The organism is Hyphomonas sp. UBA4505 (assembly GCF_002388685.1).
Lineage (GTDB): Bacteria > Pseudomonadota > Alphaproteobacteria > Caulobacterales > Hyphomonadaceae > Hyphomonas.
In genome coordinates this window covers 140,515-158,394 of record NZ_DGMZ01000001.1, presented here as the reverse complement: position 1 = coordinate 158,394, position 17,880 = coordinate 140,515, and the positions used below count along the sequence as shown (strand labels likewise).

At 55.5% G+C, this 17,880-nt stretch carries 13 protein-coding genes; 12 read left to right on the top strand and 1 reads right to left on the bottom strand.

Going from position 1 to position 17,880, the window contains the following annotated elements:
- The 4 genes from B3527_RS00650 (at position 1) to B3527_RS00635 (ending at position 7,177) form a co-directional block, all read left to right on the top strand.
- Entirely contained in the window at positions 1 to 3,129 is a 3,129-nt protein-coding gene (locus B3527_RS00650) for an efflux RND transporter permease subunit (RefSeq protein ID WP_290479379.1), read from the top strand.
- Positions 3,130 to 3,302: 173 nt separating this feature from the next.
- Positions 3,303 to 4,697, top strand: coding sequence for a peptidase M20 (locus tag B3527_RS00645; RefSeq protein ID WP_290479380.1), 1,395 nt, complete (start codon positions 3,303 to 3,305; stop codon positions 4,695 to 4,697).
- 3 nt (positions 4,698 to 4,700) lie between these two features.
- Complete coding sequence (locus B3527_RS00640) at positions 4,701 to 6,047, top strand: CynX/NimT family MFS transporter (protein WP_290479381.1); 1,347 nt, start codon at positions 4,701 to 4,703, stop codon at positions 6,045 to 6,047.
- A 62-nt stretch (positions 6,048 to 6,109) separates the two neighbouring features.
- Entirely contained in the window at positions 6,110 to 7,177 is a 1,068-nt protein-coding gene (locus B3527_RS00635; protein WP_290480607.1) for a bile acid:sodium symporter family protein, read from the top strand.
- On the opposite strand, the gene B3527_RS00630 is transcribed toward B3527_RS00635, so the two are convergent.
- The gene (locus B3527_RS00630; RefSeq protein ID WP_290479382.1) at positions 7,174 to 7,995 is read right to left on the bottom strand and encodes a DODA-type extradiol aromatic ring-opening family dioxygenase; all 822 of its coding nucleotides are present in this window, start codon (positions 7,993 to 7,995) and stop codon (positions 7,174 to 7,176) included. The two genes, B3527_RS00635 and B3527_RS00630, sit on opposite strands and share 4 nt — an antisense overlap.
- Positions 7,996 to 8,210: 215 nt before the next feature.
- On the opposite strand from B3527_RS00630, the gene B3527_RS00625 reads away from it, so the two are divergent.
- From B3527_RS00625 to B3527_RS00590, 8 genes are all read left to right on the top strand, one after another.
- On the top strand, positions 8,211 to 9,302 hold the full coding sequence (locus B3527_RS00625; RefSeq protein WP_034811293.1) for an acetamidase/formamidase family protein: 1,092 nt from the start codon (positions 8,211 to 8,213) through the stop codon (positions 9,300 to 9,302).
- A gap of 199 nt (positions 9,303 to 9,501) precedes the next feature.
- Positions 9,502 to 11,832, top strand: a complete 2,331-nt coding sequence (locus B3527_RS00620; RefSeq protein WP_290479383.1) for an acetamidase/formamidase family protein — start codon at positions 9,502 to 9,504, stop codon at positions 11,830 to 11,832.
- Between the two features lie 129 nt (positions 11,833 to 11,961).
- The gene (locus tag B3527_RS00615; RefSeq protein ID WP_290479384.1) at positions 11,962 to 13,167 is read left to right on the top strand and encodes an aromatic ring-hydroxylating oxygenase subunit alpha; all 1,206 of its coding nucleotides are present in this window, start codon (positions 11,962 to 11,964) and stop codon (positions 13,165 to 13,167) included.
- A 101-nt stretch (positions 13,168 to 13,268) separates the two neighbouring features.
- Entirely contained in the window at positions 13,269 to 14,219 is a 951-nt protein-coding gene (locus B3527_RS00610; RefSeq protein ID WP_290479385.1) for a helix-turn-helix domain-containing protein, read from the top strand.
- Positions 14,220 to 14,279: 60 nt separating this feature from the next.
- The gene (locus B3527_RS00605; protein ID WP_290479386.1) at positions 14,280 to 14,771 is read left to right on the top strand and encodes a VOC family protein; all 492 of its coding nucleotides are present in this window, start codon (positions 14,280 to 14,282) and stop codon (positions 14,769 to 14,771) included.
- Positions 14,768 to 16,063, top strand: a complete 1,296-nt coding sequence (locus B3527_RS00600) for an MFS transporter (protein ID WP_290479387.1) — start codon at positions 14,768 to 14,770, stop codon at positions 16,061 to 16,063. Before B3527_RS00605 ends, B3527_RS00600 begins: the two co-directional genes overlap by 4 nt.
- Complete coding sequence (locus tag B3527_RS00595; RefSeq protein ID WP_290479388.1) at positions 16,060 to 16,992, top strand: ribokinase; 933 nt, start codon at positions 16,060 to 16,062, stop codon at positions 16,990 to 16,992. Before B3527_RS00600 ends, B3527_RS00595 begins: the two co-directional genes overlap by 4 nt.
- Positions 16,989 to 17,822: an oxidoreductase gene (locus B3527_RS00590; protein WP_290479389.1), complete on the top strand. Its 834-nt coding sequence runs from the start codon at positions 16,989 to 16,991 to the stop codon at positions 17,820 to 17,822. The genes B3527_RS00595 and B3527_RS00590 overlap by 4 nt, the downstream gene beginning before the upstream one ends.
- Positions 17,823 to 17,880: the final 58 nt, after the last annotated feature.

The following is a 17,880-nucleotide window of genomic DNA, read 5'->3' as shown; positions in this document are numbered from 1 at the left end:
ATGTTGCTGTCGGATACCTCGATCAAGCGGCCCGTATTCGCGTCGGTGCTTGCGCTTATACTCGTGATTTTTGGCATGGTAGCGTTTGATCGGTTGCCCCTGAGAGAATACCCTGACATCGATGCGCCAATCGTCTCCATCGATACGAACTATCCAGGGGCGTCTGCCAGTGTTGTAGAAACACGGATCACCCAAATTATCGAAGATCGCATCGCTGGTGTTGAGGGCATTCGCTACATCGATTCCAATTCGAGCGATGGCCGCTCGCGTATAAGCGTGGAGTTTGGCATAGACCAGGACATTGATGTGGCCGCGAACGATATCCGCGACCGGATTTCTGGTGTGCTGGACAATCTTCCTGAGGATACCGACCCGCCAGAGGTCGAAAAAGCCGACTCCAATGATGATGTCATTATCTGGCTGAACCTTGCCAGCGAGGCAATGACCACGCCGGAATTGTCAGATTATGCTCAGCGCTATCTTGTCGACCGGTTCTCCGCCCTGGATGGGGTGGCACGCGTACGAGTTGGTGGCTCCAGAGACTATGCCCTTCGCGTCTGGATAGATCGTAGAGCCTTGGCGGCACGCAATCTGACCGTGGCCGAGATTGAGCAAGCATTGCGCAGTGAGAATATCGAAGCACCAGCCGGCAGTCTGGAATCGGAAAAGCGAACTTTCACGGTCCGAATTGATCGCACTTTCAAGACGCCGGAAGAGTTCTCCGCGCTCGTGATCGCCGAAGGCGAGGACGGATATCTGGTGCGACTGGGAGACGTGGCGCGGGTTGAGCGTGGGACGGTCGAGGACCGCAACATGTTCAGAGGCAACGGCGTTCCGATGGTGGGGCTGGGCATCATCAAGCAGTCGACTGCGAATACAGTCGAGGTTGCGGCTGGAGCGCGGGAACTTGCTGACCGACTGAACGAGACGCTTCCAGAAGGCATGGTGATCGCGCGTAGTTTCGACAGTTCAGTCTTCATCGACGCCTCGATTCGAGAAGTTTACACCACGCTTGCCATCGCAGTGGCGCTGGTGACACTGGTGATATTCATGTTTCTCGGCAGCGTCCGGGCAACCATTATCCCGGCAATCACTGTTCCGGTCTCGATCATCGCCACTTTCATTGTGCTCTACGCACTGGGCCTGTCAGTCAACCTGCTGACACTGCTGGCGCTTGTTCTTGCAATCGGACTGGTCGTGGATGACGCCATTGTTGTGTTGGAGAACATCGTTCGCCGCATGGAAGAAGAAGGTGAGACGCCGCTGGTTGCCGCGTTCCGCGGTACCCGGCAGGTTGGTTTTGCGGTGGTGGCCACGACGCTTGTCCTGATCGCGGTCTTCGTGCCGATCACCTTTATGCAGGGTGATGTTGGGCGACTATTCACCGAGTTCGCCCTGACGATGGCTGCGGCCGTCGCATTCTCCAGCATTCTGGCCCTGACACTAGCGCCCATGCTGGCCTCAAAACTCCTGAAACGTGAAAAGAGTGCGGGATGGCTTGCGGTTATCCCGAACGCGATAGACGGCGCATTCGGCCGCCTTCGAACAGGATATGGCTGGGTATTGGACCGACTGATCATGAGGCCGATAGCAGTTGGTGTCGTTCTGGTCGGCTTGTTTGCGGGCGCATACAGCCTGTCGCAAACGATTGAGCAGGAATATGTTCCCGTTGAAGATCGCGGGGCATTTTTCGTCAGTATACGGGGTCCTGAAGGCGCGTCCTTTGAGTATATGGAACGCTATATGGACGAAATTGAACGGCGATTGATCCCTTATGCAGAGAGCGGCGAGGTGAGTCGCCTGTTGCTGCGGGCGCCCGGATTTGGCAGTTCGTCATTCAATCAGGGTTTTGTGGTTGTGGTGTTGGATGACTGGTCCAGGCGGCGTCCGGCGGACGAAATCATAGCGGAAGTGAACGGCAAGTTATCCAACCTGCCGGGCATTAGAGCTTTCGCAATCATGCGGCAGGGACTTGGTGGTGGCACTGGCAAGCCTGTCCAATTCGTGTTGGGTGGACCATCCTACGAAGTGCTGACGGAGTGGCGAGACTTGTTGGTCACCGCGTTAGAAGATGACAATCCAGGACTGGTCGATATTGACTGGGATTACAAGGAAACCCAACCGCAATACAGGGTTCAGGTCGACTATGATCGCGCGGCTGATCTTGGTGTGACGGTGACCGATATTGGCGTCACGCTTCAAACCATGCTGGGCTCGCGACGCGTTACGACCTATATCGATGATGGCGAAGAATATGATGTCATCCTGGAAGGCCTGAGGTCTGAGCAAAATACGCCCAACGATGTTCAGAATATCTATGTGCGATCCACACGGTCAGGTGAATTGATCCCCCTCTCCAATCTGGTCACAATTCGTCCGATTGCGGATAGCCCGACTTTGAACCGGTATAATCGCGTGCGCGCAATCACGATCGAAGCGGGGTTGGCGGAGGGTGCGTCGCTGGGCACTGTGCTCGACGCCATGCAGGCCAAGGCTCGTGAAGTGTTGCCGCAAGAGGCCACATTGGACTTCAAAGGGCAGTCGCTCGACTTCAAGACGTCTGGCCAGTCCCTCATATTCGTATTCATCACGGGTCTGGTGATCGTATTCCTTGTGCTTGCAGCGCAATTTGAGAGCTACCGCCACCCGGTCATCATCATGCTGTGCGTGCCTGCGACATTGGCTGGAGGGATGCTTGGTATCTGGCTGACCGGAAATTCGCTGAACATCTACACGCAGATTGGCTTGATTATGTTGATTGGCCTTGCAGCGAAGAACGGCATTTTGATCGTGGAGTTCGCGAACCAGTTGCGCGACGAAGGCCGCCCCTTTTACGAGGCCATCAAGGAAGCGTCGCTCGCTCGCTTCAGGCCAATCGTGATGACGAGTTTGACCACAGCTGCCGGTGCTCTCCCACTTATCCTGTCCAGCGGTGCAGGCGCCGAAACCCGATCGGCGATTGGTATCCTGATCCTGTTTGGAGTGATCGCCGCTGCGCTGGTGACCGTGTTGTTCGTGCCGACAGCCTATGCTCTGATCGCTCGAGGGTCCGGGTCTCCAGGCGATGTTGCGCGCAAGTTGGAGTCGGAGAGCCAGGGGGCGGACAAGGCCGTCATTCCAGCAGAATAGCTTTTGCTCGTTGTTACTCTGAGTTCAAGCGTAATAGCCAGTGCTCGCTTTTCTTGCGTGTCTGCTGCAACAATCCGTGCGGCGGTAATCAAGACTTGTGAGGCGCAAGAATGCTCCCTTGAATGCTCAGCTAGTGACAATTCGAAAGCAGATCATGAACAGTTGGGCCGGCCTTGAGTGAAACATTCGACAATCTTCCGCCCGTAAACTACGTGGTCAGCGAAGAAGAGTGCGCCGCACTATCCGCAGCTATTGATATCGAAGAGCTAACCCAGACCGCACTTGCCCTTGGGAACATTGATAGCCCATCCATGAGCGAGGCATCAGCTGCAGAGTTTGTGTTTGATTGGTTGCAAACAGAAGGTTTTGCACCGCGAAAAGTTGGCGCAACGCCTGAACGGCCGAATGTTATCGCGACTTATGGCGGCAAGGGTGACGGAAAGAGCCTCCTCTACACAGCCCACCTTGATACTGAAAGTCCGACCTGGAATGCGGATCTGGACGCCCACAAGTTCCGTCCTGAAACGCTGGCGAACCCGGAATGGAACCAGTGCTGGCTGCAGGATGGGGCATTCCACGGCTACCCAATCTCGAATGATCGCGGGCCGATGGTGTGCTTCCTTATGGCCGCAAAGGCGCTGAAATCCTGCGGTATTGATCTGTCGGGACGGCTGTACCTTACCGCATCTCCCGGCGAGATCGGTCCTGAGCCGATCGAGGAGGCTCGCGGCGTACAGTATATGGGCAAGGAAATCGGCACGCACTACGCGTTCTATCATGGCGGTGTGTCACCCGATTATGCGATCGCGGCCGAGGGGTGTGACTTCGGGTTGACGTGGGTTGCATGCGGTTATGCCGTATTCCGCATCCAGCTATTTGGCGAAGGCGTGTTCACACCACTTCTCGAAAGCCCAGAAAAGGCCGCTGATCACCCCAACCCGATCTATCGTCTCGGTGATACCATCCAGTCGATTTTGGACTGGGGGCGCACTTATGAGCAGGAGAACATCTACACGTCGTCTGGCGGTGTGGCCAAACCCAAGACGCAAATCTCATCTGTCCGTGGTGGCGTTCCATATGCGTTCGGGGCCGGAACGGAAATTTGCTCACTCTATCTTGAAGTCGGTTTGCCGCCGCATGTAGAAATCGGGCAGGTCCATAGAAGCCTTGAGAGTCATTTGAGACGCCAAGGCATAGGTGAGTTCGGCCTGGAGCCAGTCGTGGTCCGGCACGGATTTGCTGCCGATGAAGAACGCGTGTCCCCGCTCGTTTCGGCTGTTGATGCTGCGACCCGGCATACACTGGGCGAGCCTCTGAAGCTCGCGCATCCTGTTTATTCGAGCATGTGGCGCGACCACAACGTCTTCAACATGAACCGCATTCCCGCCGTCACAACCGGCTTTCCACGCTGGCGTCCGACGCCAGAAGACATGGTCAAAAGCACTTTGATCTATGCGCTGACCGCGCTGTCGATTTGTGGGCGTGCGCCCACATCCGAAAATAAAAAGCCGCTGAGCGGTTCCGATGTCTATGGCGACAACCCATTTTCGTCCGCTGGAGTATCCTGACCCATGAATGCAAGAATTCCTTTCAAGGCAGGCAGCCAATTGCTGGCAATGAGTTCGCTTGAGCTTTTGCTGGCCGCGGCGACATATTCTTCACTCGGCGTGGTCCTCCCATTTATGGTGATGGATCTGGAATGGAGCTGGGCGCAGGCTGGGTTTGGATTTACGGTGCTCGGTGCAGTTACCGGCGTCGCGTCATCTGTGCCGCCATTTCTCATCCGCCAGGTGGGGGTGCGGAACACAATCCTGATTGGTGGTGTTCTGGCCTGCATCGGTTTGTACCTTCTGCATGGAGTGGAGAGCCTGCCTCAGTACTATATTGCGGCAGCAATCTGCGGTTTGGCCTACCCCATGATGGCGTCCATCCCGACAACCTTCCTTGTGAGCCGACTGTTCCAGCGGCAATCGACCGCGCTCGGCGTGGCGGCGACGATCAGCGGAATAGGGACGGTGGTCGGGCCATTGATGGTACTTGGCGTATTGGCTCTTGAAGGTCAGACGTGGCGGAATTATTGGGAATATCAGGCAATCGCACTACTGGCTGCGGCTGTTTTGTGCGCGATCATCGTTGGTTTGGAGCGCAGATTCACTCGGCCCGCACGTGAGGAACTCGTCGCAGCAGAGGCTGAAGCGGCGGCACCGACCGTCATGCCTGACCAAGTCGAACTGCCTCCGACACGGAGCAGTCGCCATATTTACCGGACGACTGTGGACTGGACGACTAAAGCTGCGATGCGGACGACGCAGTTCAAGATTCTTGCCGCCGCATATTGCCTGAACATGATGTGCTTGGTGACGGTAACCAGCCTCTCGGTGGGCCATTTGGTTGAGCGCGGTGTTTCCGAGACGGTTGCCGGAGGCATGTTGAGCATCGAGGCGTTGATCGCGGTTTTGATCCGGGCATTTTCCGGTGTTCTGGGGGATATCTTCGATCCCAAGCATCTTGTGAGCTTTGCGTTATTTGCGACGATGATTGGTTGCGCTGTGCTCGCACTCACAACAGATCATGTCATGCTGCTGTTCTACGCGGTGGGAACAGGTATTGGTTTTGGCACGACGCAACTCGCATGCACGGTGCTGCTGCTCAACTACTTTGGTCGCAAGTACAATCTTGAACTGTTCTCCGCCATGTGTGTCACCGGCGCGATCTCGGCGCTCGGACCTCTGATCGGTGGCGTAATCCGCGACGTTTCGGGAAGCTTCTCTCTCATCTTCATATTGCTGTCAGTTCTGTCAGCCGGCGTCTTCATGGTCGTGCTTTTCATGAAGCCGCCTTATCTTGAGGATCTGTCCTCTACTGAAGGCGACCCAGTTGGCGACGCTGACATCAAGTACGGGCAGATGGCTGAGTAATCTCAATAAGCTGACCAGCTTCGATCAAGCCTCGATTTCAATTTCCTCCGATGGAGTCTGCCATGCCGTCAGATCGCGTACCCAATTTGGCCAGTCAAAAGTCAGCTTCGCCGGAAACAACCTGGACTAAGTGGCTGAGGCCAGATCCGTACGCACTTGTGCTGCTGTCCGTGGTAGTTACGGCGAGCGTTTTGCCATGTCGTGGAGATGCAGCGGTCGGCTTCGAGTGGTTGACCAAAGTAGCCATATTCCTGTTGTTCTTCATGCACGGTGCAAAGCTGTCTCGCGCAGCCATCTTCGGGGGTATTGGTGCCTGGAGACTCCACACGCTCGTTCTGATGAGCACCTTTCTTCTGTTTCCGGCGCTCGGTCTGCTAGTGAGCACACTGCCTAATTCTCTGGTGAGCCCTACAGTCAAGATGGGTTTCCTGTTCCTCACCATATTGCCCTCCACGGTCCAGTCCTCGATCGCATTCACCTCCATGGCCAGAGGAAATGTAGCAGCAGCAGTTTGCACGGCATCACTGTCGAACATGCTTGGCGTGTTCATCACGCCGCTTCTGGCGGGCCTCCTGATGCGGTCTGAGCTTCAGTCGGGTGGGGGAGATCTGTTGGGGGTGATGCAGTCCATCATATTGACCCTGCTGGCCCCCTTCCTTGTCGGCCATCTCAGCAGGCCCCTCATCGGCGCATGGATTGACCGGAACAAGGGCGTTCTTTCAAAGCTCGATCGTGGCGCGATCCTGCTCGTTGTCTACACTGCATTCAGCGCGGCCGTCGTAGATGGAATTTGGTTGCGCGTATCGGGATTTGATATTGTTACGATCCTCTTCCTGAGCGCACTGGTGCTCTCAGTGGTATTGTTCCTCACGCGCAAGGCGGCGCAAGTGGCCAGGCTGAACAAGTCGGACGAGATCACCTTGGTCATGTGCGGATCGAAGAAGAGTCTCGCAAGCGGTGTACCGATGGCTGCGGCATTGTTTGCCCCAGCCCAAGTTGGCGTCATCATACTGCCCTTGATGATATTCCATCAGATGCAGTTGATCGTATGCGCCATGATCGCGCGGAGCTATGGCGAGCGGACTGAAATACCCGAAGAGACAGAGGTGCTCGGCGAGGCGAGCGCCTAGCCGAACTGAAAAGCCGATACGGTCGAGTTCATGACATTGTCTGAAAAGACTTTCCGGCCTGTCTCGTCATGGCCCGCACCAGCTGCGACCATGAGTGGAAGCAAGTGCTCTTCCCGAGGATGCGAGTTCCGGCCCTGAGGTGCGTCCAGCCATCGGCTGAGCTTGACCCAGCGGTCTTCAAGATCACCTGTTTCGAGTACATCTGTCAGCCATGCGTCGAATTCAGCAGACGGTGCGGTGGCCATGGGTGTCCGGAAGGCGCGCATATTATGATAGCTCATGCCGCTGCCGATGATGAGGACGCCTTCTTCTCTCAATTGGCTGATTGCCTTGCCGACCTTCAGATGTTTTTCCGGAGAGAGGTCGCGGGTGAGTGACAGGGTCAATATCGGAATGTCGGCATCAGGGAATGCAACCAATAGCGGCACGAACACGCCATGATCATAGCCCCGGGAACTTTTCAAGGGCGCATCAAGGCCTTGCTCCACCATCAATTCCTGAACGCGATTTGCGAGATCCGGTGCGCCCGGAGCAGGATAGTTGAGCTCATAAGTGTGAGCCGGAAACCCGGAATAGTCGTAAATCATGTCTGGCGAGGCGGCCGTGGAGACGGTGAACTCCTGTTCCTCCCAATGGGCTGATACAACCAAAAGGGCTTTTGGTTTCTCGGGCAGGCTGGATGGTATGCTTTTCAGCCATTCGGCTGTCTTGTCCCACGTATCGACCGGACCGCCCATCAGCGTCCAGTCCATGAAAAAGCATGGGCCACCTCCATGTGGAATGAACAGGGTGGGCATTTTCGTGGAGGAAGCAGTCATTTTCTATTCCCGATGCTGATCGATACATGGTGTCTTTAGTGCATGTGGCTGCCGGGTGTCTTGCTTTCTCGCGTCCGCAAACTTGTCCGCGCCGGGGCCGATTATGTGTGAACCCGAAACCAGTGCCGCAACTAGTTGGGCGCATATGAACAAGACCAAATAGCGGGCTTGAACTCTGATCCAACCGGTAGGCGATTTGGTTCAAGGAGTAAGTTATGGCGTTGGTGGAAGAGACACGAACAAGCAAGATCAAGGTTCAGCCGGAAAATCTGCACCATTTGAAAGCGACACCGGAAACCGTGCACTGGGGATACTTCCACCCCAACATCAAGCCAGCGCTCCGCGTTAAAAGTGGCGATCTCATTCAGGCTGAAGCGATCACGCACCATGCCGGGGATGCTCCGGAACTGATGATGGATGAAACTGTCAAGGCAATCTGGGAGGGTGTTCAACCCGAAGATCGTGCGCCGGGTGTCCATATCATGACCGGTCCGATCTATGTAGAAGGTGCCGAACCAGGTGACATGCTGGAAGTGCGCTACTTCCGTATGGTTCCCCGCTGCAATTACGGATCCAACCTCGCTGCGAACTGGGGCCACCTCTATCAGGAGTTCGATGAGAAGGAGCGCGTGACAATCTATGAGCTTGATCCGAATGCGAACACGGCTCACGCGCTCTATGCCTATGATTTCGAAGGAAAATATCTGATCCCCGGGACCATTACGCATTGTCCTGAGTGTGACCGCGAACCTGCTTTGGTTGGCGTCCGCGTGCCGGCAAGGCCGCATTTGGGAACTGCGGGAGTCGCGCCCGCCATTGACGAGCGTGTCAGCACAATTCCACCGGGCCTGCATGGGGGAAACATCGACAACTGGCGCATCGGAGCCGGCGCCACGATGTATTATCCTGTGCAGGTGAAGGGCGGGCTGTTTTCGATCGGTGACCCCCATGTCAGCCAGGGCGATGGTGAGATCAGCGGCACGGCAATTGAAGCCTCCCTCGACGTGCTGTTCCAGATCGTACTCCGAAAGGACTTCAAGTTTCCTTCGCCGCTTCTTGAAACCCCGGATCACTGGATTGTCCATGGGTTTGACGAAGACCTGAACCAGGCAATGAAGAATGCCTCATTGGACATGCTTCATCTGCTCACTGAGCATCAGGAGCTTAGTCGAAATGATGCCTATTCTCTGATGAGTGTCGCGACCGATTTTGGGGTCACCCAAGTCGTGGACGGCACGCAAGGAATTCACGTCAAGATTGACCGTGGCATCTTCCCTGAAAAAGGTGTTGTCAAAGATATCGACTAGATTGGACGTCATTGATTTATGACGATTTTATCCAGTTGAACGCAGTATTCAGGCGAGGCTTGATCAGGACTGCTCGACTTTTAGGCAGTCGCAGTCGTCAACCGGATCGGCATGGGCGGGATGCGTTGACCGACGGTACGGCAAACTGAGGATCAAAGATGTTGATGGCTGGGTGCCATAATCCGATCGGAGCCAATCTGTGCAGTTTACAACCAACGCATATCCAAAAGAGCAGAGAAAGGATGCCTGGCACTTCGCGCTACAGCGATTTTCGATGGAGTTGCTTGCGCATGAGGGTGAGCTCTACGGTGAACTGGTAAGCTTTCGTAGTGCCCAGGATTTTACATTTGTCAGGATCACCTCCACCCAGCACCGGATAAGGCTCGATCTATCGCAAGGCCCATCCCAGTTCTGGCTCATAATGCTGCTGGAGGGCGATCTCGTCGCCAAGACTGACACCACAACGATTGAAGTCTCCGAGGGCGATGTTGTGTATGGGGTCGGTGATTTGGACGTGTCGCTCGATTTCAAGCGTGACAACCGGTTTTTGATGGTACAGATCCCGGTCTCTCATCCGGCGCTGAGGATAAGGTCCAAGCCTCAAGCAGATATTTCGAATTTGGTATCCGAAGCTGGAGTTGGCCGCATGCTGTCAGGCCTGTTGCGCTCTGTTGCGGATACGATCACGGATGTTGATGACGACCAGATGCGTCCGACTGAGGTTGCGCTGCCAGAGTTCATTTCTACGGCCTTGATGAGCGAGGCCTCGACCAAGGAACTTGGCGGGGCTGCTGGTGTTCGGGCAGCTTTGCTGGAGCGTATATTCCAAACCATCGAGATGAGATTGAGCGATCCTGAGTTGAACCTTCATCAGATTGCCAAAGAGCACAATATCTCCCCACGTTATCTACAAAAGCTGTTTGAATCCGTTGGAGACAGTTTCGGGCATTTCGTAAAATTGCGGCGATTGGAGAGATGCCGACTCGACCTCAGAAGCCCTTTGCACGCGCAGAGATCGATTTCAGATATCCTGTTCCAATGGGGCTTCAATGACAGTGCCTCATTCAGTCGGGCATTCCGCGAACAGTACGGTATGAGTCCGCGGGAGTATCGCCGGATGCCGCCGGGCGACGAATCAGAATCCGAAGTGCTGCAGCGCGGGCGGCCCCCTACGGCGAAGGATCAGGTGATTGAGCCCGAAGAGCCGGAACAAACAGATGACTTTCGCGATGCCGATGATGCTGGTGAGATAGGGACTGTTGCGCCTGTGCCCGTAAAGCGCGGCGCGCGACACCATTATCTGCCCGTTACACCGGATACGATCCATTGGGGCCATTTCAGCAGCTCGCTCAAGCCGGTCCTCACGGTGGAATCCGGTGACTATGTGACGGTCGAGACACTCACGCATCACGCCAATGATGATCATGATCGCATGGTGAAGGGTGATCAGGCGGTTGAGGACATCTATCGCTGGACTGCGGAGGGCAAAACCGTCAATCGTCGGGGCGCTGGCGCACTCGACTCCTCTTCGTCGACAGGCCGCGGTGCTGGTGAGGGGTTTGGCGTCCATATCTGTACCGGTCCAATCGAGATTGCCGGCGCAGAACCCAACGACATTGTTGAAATCCGTATCCTGGAGCTGAAGCCGAGAACGAGTGCCAATCCGAAATATTCCGGGCAGTCTTTCGGGAGCAACGCGGCGGCGTATTGGGGATTTCAGTACAATGACCTGCTGACCGAGCCAAAACAGCGAGAAGTGATCACAATTTATGAAGTCGAAAGTGAGATGGGCCGTTCGTGCGCTCGCGCGGTCTATAATTATCGCTGGACCCCTCAGACTGATCCCTTCGGGGTAGTGCACGAATTGTATGACTACCCAGGCCTGCCGGTGGACACCAGCACGATCGAAAAGAACTATGATGTATTACGGAACATCGAAATACCGGTACGTCCTCATTTCGGGGTAATCGGTTTGGCACCGCCGCAGACGAAGCTCGTGGATTCGATCCCGCCAGGAAATTTTGGCGGAAATCTCGACAATTGGCGAATTGCTCCGGGATCCAGCCTGTTCCTGCCCGTTGGTGTGCCTGGTGCGCTTCTTTCGCTTGGCGACCCGCATGCATCGCAAGGTGACTCAGAACTTTGCGGTACGGCAATTGAGTGTTCGATGACTGCCTTGATACAGCCGATCCTGCATCGCGCGAGCGAGAAGATGGGGCATATCCGCGATCTTGATTATCCATTGTTGGAAACTTCCGAGGCATGGGTGATCTTCGGGTTCAGCCATCCGAATTATCTGAAGGAACTCGGTTCTTCGGCGCAGAGCGATATCTATAAAAAGTCCTCGATCGACCTCGCGATGAGGGACGCCTTCCGCAAGGCACGGCGGTTTCTGATGACGGCTCGCGACCTCGACGAGGACGAAGCGATCTCGCTGCTCTCTGTTGGTGTCGATTTCGGTATCACACAAGTCGTCAACGGAAACTGGGGCGTTCACGCGATCATCCGGAAAGAGTTGTTCACTGCGTGATTTGAGCGCGATGTTCTCCCGATGTTTCCCTTAAAAAGGCTGCCGGGAAACATGTTGTGCGCGCAGAGACAAGAATGTGCACGCTGTGAATGACAGATTGAGGCTGACAGAAGCAGGAAGGACCGGACAATGCCGATCACCATCACCGAGCAATTCATCCAGTCCCTGGCGACATCCAAACAGGACGTGCTGGAAGCCGAAACATTGCCACCTGAATGCTACACCGACGCCAATTTCTACGAATTCGAGAAGGAGGCGCTCTTCACTCACGATTGGCTGTGTGTTGGTCGGGAAGAGTGGGTTTCGGAGCCCGGTGACTATTTCACGACTTCGACCGTGAATGAGCCGATCGTTGTTGCGCGGAATCGCAAGGGTGAGTTGAAGGCCATGTCATCGGTATGCCAGCACCGCGCCATGCTCGTGGCCGAGGGGAGCGGGAATGCGCGCGGGTTCGTGTGTCCTTATCACCATTGGAGCTATTCGCTTGACGGTGACCTTGTGGGCGCCCCTGCAATGAACAAGACGTGCGAGTTTGATCGCAAGGCGAATGGGCTCCCGAACTTCAAAGTTGAGGTCTGGGAAGGTTTCATCTTTATCAATTTTGATCAGGATGCAGCGCCGTTGGCCCCTCGATTGGTCCACGTGCAGGAGGCAATCAAGGGATATGACCTTGCCAGTGCTGAAGGTCCGCGCCCGGATCCGGCACCACGCCTGATGTGGAATTGGAAAGTCATGTTCGAGAATAACAATGACGGTTACCACGCCAGCCGGTTGCATCATGGACCCCTGCATGACTTTGTACCTTCCGAGCGTGCAAGCTTTCCGGACGCACCGGAGGGAGCGGCAGGTTATCTGAGGTTCAATGGTACGCTCCATCCGGATGCGAGCTTCAATCCGACTCAGAAGGCTGTGCTGCCCGTATTCCCTGGCCTCTCTGACGAGGCGCGCCAGCGGATGACGTTTGCGAACATCCCACCGAGCCTGTCGCTCGTGATGACAAGCGACATGGTGATCTATCTGATCATTCGTCCTGACAGCCCGGAAACGCATTACATGGACACGGGCGTGCTTGTTGCGCCTGGGGCCATGGAAGACGAAGCCTATGAGCACAAGATGGAGATGATCATGAATTCGACATCCCATATTATTGCTCAGGATTGGCATGTTGACGAAATGGTCCAGCTCGGACTGCGGTCGCGCTTTGCCAAACGGGGGCGCTATTCCTGGCAGGAAGGAGCGCAAGCGCAATTCAATGAATGGCTCGTTGACCGGTATGTTTCGGAATGGAACCGCCGCGCTGAGCCGACGGATGATGCCAGCATTGCGGCAGAGTAGAGTAGGCCGATCACGTGAGGCCGCCCGAGCATCCAACCACCTGGAGATTCAATACGCGGTCGGTTCCGCCAGCTGACAGAAATTCAGCTTGGGCGAATGCAATGCGTAGATTGCGGTTGCCATTTGTGTCTGATCCCGCTGGCCAGCCCGTTGACGGACAGATGATTATTCAGACCTCCACCATGGGTCTGCAGTTCGCCTGGATTGAGTCTGGTCGTCAGGTGATTGATGGTCGGGAACTTGAGCAGGGCGAGGGCCTCTGGCTGCTCGTCCTTTTGAAGGGGGATGCAAGGTTCAGCGCAGACAAGTTCTCGGTGAATGTTGACAACAAGATGATCGTCTTTGGCGCGACACGTCATGATTCCCGCCTGGAAGTGAGTGAAAACAACGCGATACTATTCGTCCGAATTCCCGCCGTGGCGCTGGGCGGACGATTGATTGCACCGACCCATTATCAAGCTGGCACGCTCGACGGCAACTCCGGAGTTGGACGTATGCTGATCAGCATACTTCACATACTGGCCGATGAGATTGGAGATATCTCCACGCAAGATCTTCGACCGGTCGAGCTTTCCCTGATCGAGATGTTGTCCAGCAAACTACTCGGTGTTGCCGGAAAACGTTCGTTGGGTGGTGCGGAAGGTGCACGCGCTGCCCATTTGCACAGAATCCAACAGACGTTGGAAACGTTAATATGGGACCCCGATCTGACAATCGCAAAGGCGGCAGACGAAGTCGGCGTTTCACCACGGTATCTGCAGCGTCTGTTTGCCGCTGATAATCGGAGCTTTAGCGGCTACCTCAAGAAGAGGCGACTGGAGCGCTGTCATGCCGACCTGATCAGCCCGCTGCATGCGCAGGAATCCATTTCGGAAGTTGCATACCGCTGGGGGTTCAGCAGTTCGGCACATTTCAGCCGGAGCTTCCGCGACCATTTCGGGCTGTCGCCACGAGAACATCGCCGTTCCGGTCTGGCGAACCAGATCGAGGATGAAATGAAGGTCAACAAATTGTGGGGGCAGTATCAAGAGCTGTCGAAAGACCGCCTTTAAGTTTGGCTTCAGCAGATGGCGTCCCGAAAGGGCGCGTGAAAGTAAGTATAGGGATTATATATGACTTATCCGAACACTCTGATTTTCGTCGACCTCATGTCTGACGATCCGGTCAAGGCCGGAAAATTCTATGCAGCTGTCATGGGCTGGGAAGACGATGTTCGAATGGATGGCCAGTTCTGCCGCATGGTGCCAGGCGGGAACTTCAAAAACCCCGACGGATCTGACAGCGAGATCGGGAACCTGCATATCGGAATTGGGGATGTCGCAAACTTGCGCCCGAATCCTGACCCCGCTGGCGTGGATCCGCGCACCTTGTCTCCGTTTGCGAGGTCATCCCGCCTGTGGGTGTTAGTGAGCGAAGACGACTCCGTCGACAGGATCATGACCGCCGCAGTTGAGCATGGAGCGGAAGTTCTGTGGCGGAACCATTACTGGAAAGAGTTTAATGGTTTCAATGACGCATTCCGTGATCCTTGGGGGAACGAAATCATCCTGTGGAGGAAAGGTGGCGTCGATCCCGTTATTCCGGAAGGCTATACGAGCGAGTGACCGAAGTGATGGGAGCGGATGTGGCCGGGAAACCGGAAAGTGCTGGCCGGGCAGGTGTGGTTGTAGCTGCAACTGTCGGCAACATTGTCAGCACCACTCCCGCCATCAGTGCCGTCTTCAGCCTGTTCCTGATCCCTATTTCAACAGAATTCGGATGGCCACGGGCAGTGGTGTCGGGCGTGCTGCTTCTAACTGCGGTGATGTCCGCTATTATCTACCCCTTGGCTGGTCGGCTGTCGGATCGTTGGGGATCTCGCCGAGTTATTCTTGTTGGAAACGCGCTTTTCGCTCCGGCGATTGCGGGTTTGGCTCTGGCCGATGGTTCAGTGGTCCAGTTCTACTTGTTGTTCGCCATCGTAGGAGCGGCTGGAGCAATCCCATCCACACCAGCCTATTCCAAAGTCATATCCGAATGGTTCGATGAGAAGCGGGGGCTGATGCTCGGCGTAGCCGCGGGATTCGGCAACGGCATCGGATCAACTTTCATGCCCATTGCGGCTGGTCTGATGCTGGTCCAGTTCGGGTGGCGCGGCGCATACATTGGCATCGGTTTGATCGTATTCTGCCTGGGCTTTCCAACGCTTCTCGCCTTGCTGAGGGATGCGCCTGGGAGGGTCGAGGAAATCAAGCTCCGCGAGCGACAGCTTGATGTGCCGGACATCCCTGCGGCTCCTCTGCCCGGCGTCAATCTCGCAGAGGCAACTTCAACTCGGACATTCTGGATTTTGATGGCGGCAGTCGCGCTCGGAGCGGGCTGTATGACTGCCATCTTCACCCATGTGGTTCCGATGCTCATGGATCGAGGTATCGTTATCCAGCAGGCCACACTTGCAATCAGCATCTTCGCGCTGGTCACAGCGGGATGGCAGGTGGTGACGGGATATTTGCTCGATAAATTTTACACGCCGATTGTCGCGGTACCCATGTTCGCGGCTGCGATATTGGGTCTATTATGCTTTCAGTATAGCCAGTCCATGGTTGTGATGTATTTCGGCGCGGCCTTGATGGGAGTTGGGCTTGGCGCAGAGTTCGGATGTCTGTCCTATTTTGTGTCTCGATACTTTGGTCTCAAAGCCTTCGGTATGATCATCGGCGTGTACTACTCCGTGGTCATTATATTTCAGGGTGGCGCACCAGTCCTTATGGATGTGGGATTCGACGTGACGGGCAGTTACGAGGCGTCGGTGTGGGTGCTGTCTGTTCTGTTGGCCATCGGGGCCGCGCTTATCCTTTTACTGCCTGCGTTTGAGATACAGCGACCCTCCGCATCACTGGAGGCATCTGCGTCATGAGCAAACTCGACATTCTTGGAAGCGTGAATTTGGACATAGTTTTGCGATTGCATGACCTTCCGCGACCAGGTGAAACTGTGCACGCGACACAATCTGAGCGGTATCTTGGCGGCAAGGGCGCCAACCAAGCGGTGAGCGCCGCCCGAACGGGCGCCGATTTGAGGTTTCGCGCCTGTGTGGGCGACGACGAGGAGGGCAATTGGCTTACTGCGCAATTAGCTGCACACGCGGTGACGCCAGCAGACATAGAAGTAATTGCCGGTGAAGCGAGTGGACGCGCCTATGTATGCGTTGATCAGGCTGGCGAAAATCTCATCATCGTACATGCTGGCGCAAATGATCGTTTAAGCCTAACGACTGAACCAGTTGAGCCAAGCCGAGTTGCGCTTGCCCAACTGGAAACGCCTATCGCTTCGACCGTAGACTTTTTCCGGACACACCGGGACCGGGGAACAATTACAGTACTAAACGCCGCTCCAGCCGTGGCTGAAGCCCGGGATTCCCTTTTCGCGCTAACAGACATCCTTATCCTGAATGAATCCGAGTTGGCCTTCTACGCCGGAAGAGAGGTCCTGCCAGAAGATGTCGAGGATATTACAATGCTTGCGAGAGAGCTTATTGCTCACGAAAACCAGGTCATTGTTCTCACCTGTGGTGCTGCCGGTGCTTTGGCTATCACCAAAGATCGGCTCGACTTCACACCGGCTCGCCTCACGAAGGTTCGCGACACAACGGGGTCGGGCGATTGCTTTTGTGGCGCGCTCTGTGCGCGATTGGCAACGGGGGTTGAACTTGACCAAGCGATTTACTTCGCCTCGGTTGCAGCGTCCTTGTCTGTGGAAAAGAACGGCGCAGCTGCATCAATGCCAAGTCTGGAAGACGTTGAGCTTGCGATTTTTGAAATGACCGCAGCGGAGGTATCAGGATGAAAACTTGGCTAATAACAGGCGTGGGAAAAGGTTTGGGAAAAGACCTGGCTGAAACGGTCCTGCAACGCGGAGATCGGGTTGTCGGCACAGTGCGGTCCGAACGCGATGCGCAAATCTTCGCGGAGACTGATCCGCAACTTGCCGTGCCGATTTTTCTGGACGTCACACATTTTGACGACATCCGTGAAACGATCAACGAGGTCGAGAAGCGTTTTGGCCAAATCGACGTGCTCGTGAACAATGCGGGCTATGGGCTCACCGGTGCGATCGAGGAGACGCCGCTGGACAAGATCAAGGCCTTGTTCGAGGTCAACGTGCTCGGCGCGGTTGCCATGATTCAGGCGGTGCTGCCGGGCATGCGCCAACATCGAAGCGGCCATATAATTAACATCACGTCGGTGAGTGGTCTGGCACCCTGGGCGGGAACTGGAATATATGGAGCCAGCAAATATGCGATGGAGTGTATTGGGCAGACACTCGCTGATGAGGTCCAGCCCCTGGGTATCCATGTGACCAATGTGGCGCCGGGTGGCATGCGCACCGATTTTTCAGGTGGATCGCTGGATTCGGCCCCGCCGAGTATATCGGACTATGATGGCACGGCGCATTTGGCTCATGAAGTTCTGACGGAAGGCAAAGGAAAGGAACCGAGTTCCCCCACGAAGATTGCGCACGCGATATGCGAGATGACAGAAATGGATGTTCCACCCACGCTGCTCGTCTTGGGGAGTGATGCCTATAAGTACGCTATAGGTCACTTGGCGAATTTGAGTGACGGCATCGAAGCGTTCAAAAATGTCAGCTTGGCCGTCTCTGCAGACGGCATGTGAGAATTCCGATGCCTTCACTACTGTCGGAAAGAATTTGTGTGACACCGGGCAAGACCGC

Excerpts from the sequence above, each read along its gene's own strand:
- B3527_RS00650 (WP_290479379.1), top strand. The coding sequence starts at position 1 with ATGTTGCTGTCGGATACCTCGATCAAGCGGCCCGTATTCGCGTCGGTG.
- B3527_RS00640 (WP_290479381.1), top strand. The coding sequence starts at position 4,701 with ATGAATGCAAGAATTCCTTTCAAGGCAGGCAGCCAATTGCTGGCAATG.
- B3527_RS00635 (WP_290480607.1), top strand. The coding sequence starts at position 6,110 with ATGCCGTCAGATCGCGTACCCAATTTGGCCAGTCAAAAGTCAGCTTCG.
- B3527_RS00630 (WP_290479382.1), bottom strand. The coding sequence starts at position 7,995 with ATGACTGCTTCCTCCACGAAAATGCCCACCCTGTTCATTCCACATGGA.
- B3527_RS00625 (WP_034811293.1), top strand. The coding sequence starts at position 8,211 with ATGGCGTTGGTGGAAGAGACACGAACAAGCAAGATCAAGGTTCAGCCG.
- B3527_RS00615 (WP_290479384.1), top strand. The coding sequence starts at position 11,962 with ATGCCGATCACCATCACCGAGCAATTCATCCAGTCCCTGGCGACATCC.
- B3527_RS00610 (WP_290479385.1), top strand. The coding sequence starts at position 13,269 with ATGCGTAGATTGCGGTTGCCATTTGTGTCTGATCCCGCTGGCCAGCCC.
- B3527_RS00605 (WP_290479386.1), top strand. The coding sequence starts at position 14,280 with ATGACTTATCCGAACACTCTGATTTTCGTCGACCTCATGTCTGACGAT.
- B3527_RS00595 (WP_290479388.1), top strand. The coding sequence starts at position 16,060 with ATGAGCAAACTCGACATTCTTGGAAGCGTGAATTTGGACATAGTTTTG.
- B3527_RS00590 (WP_290479389.1), top strand. The coding sequence starts at position 16,989 with ATGAAAACTTGGCTAATAACAGGCGTGGGAAAAGGTTTGGGAAAAGAC.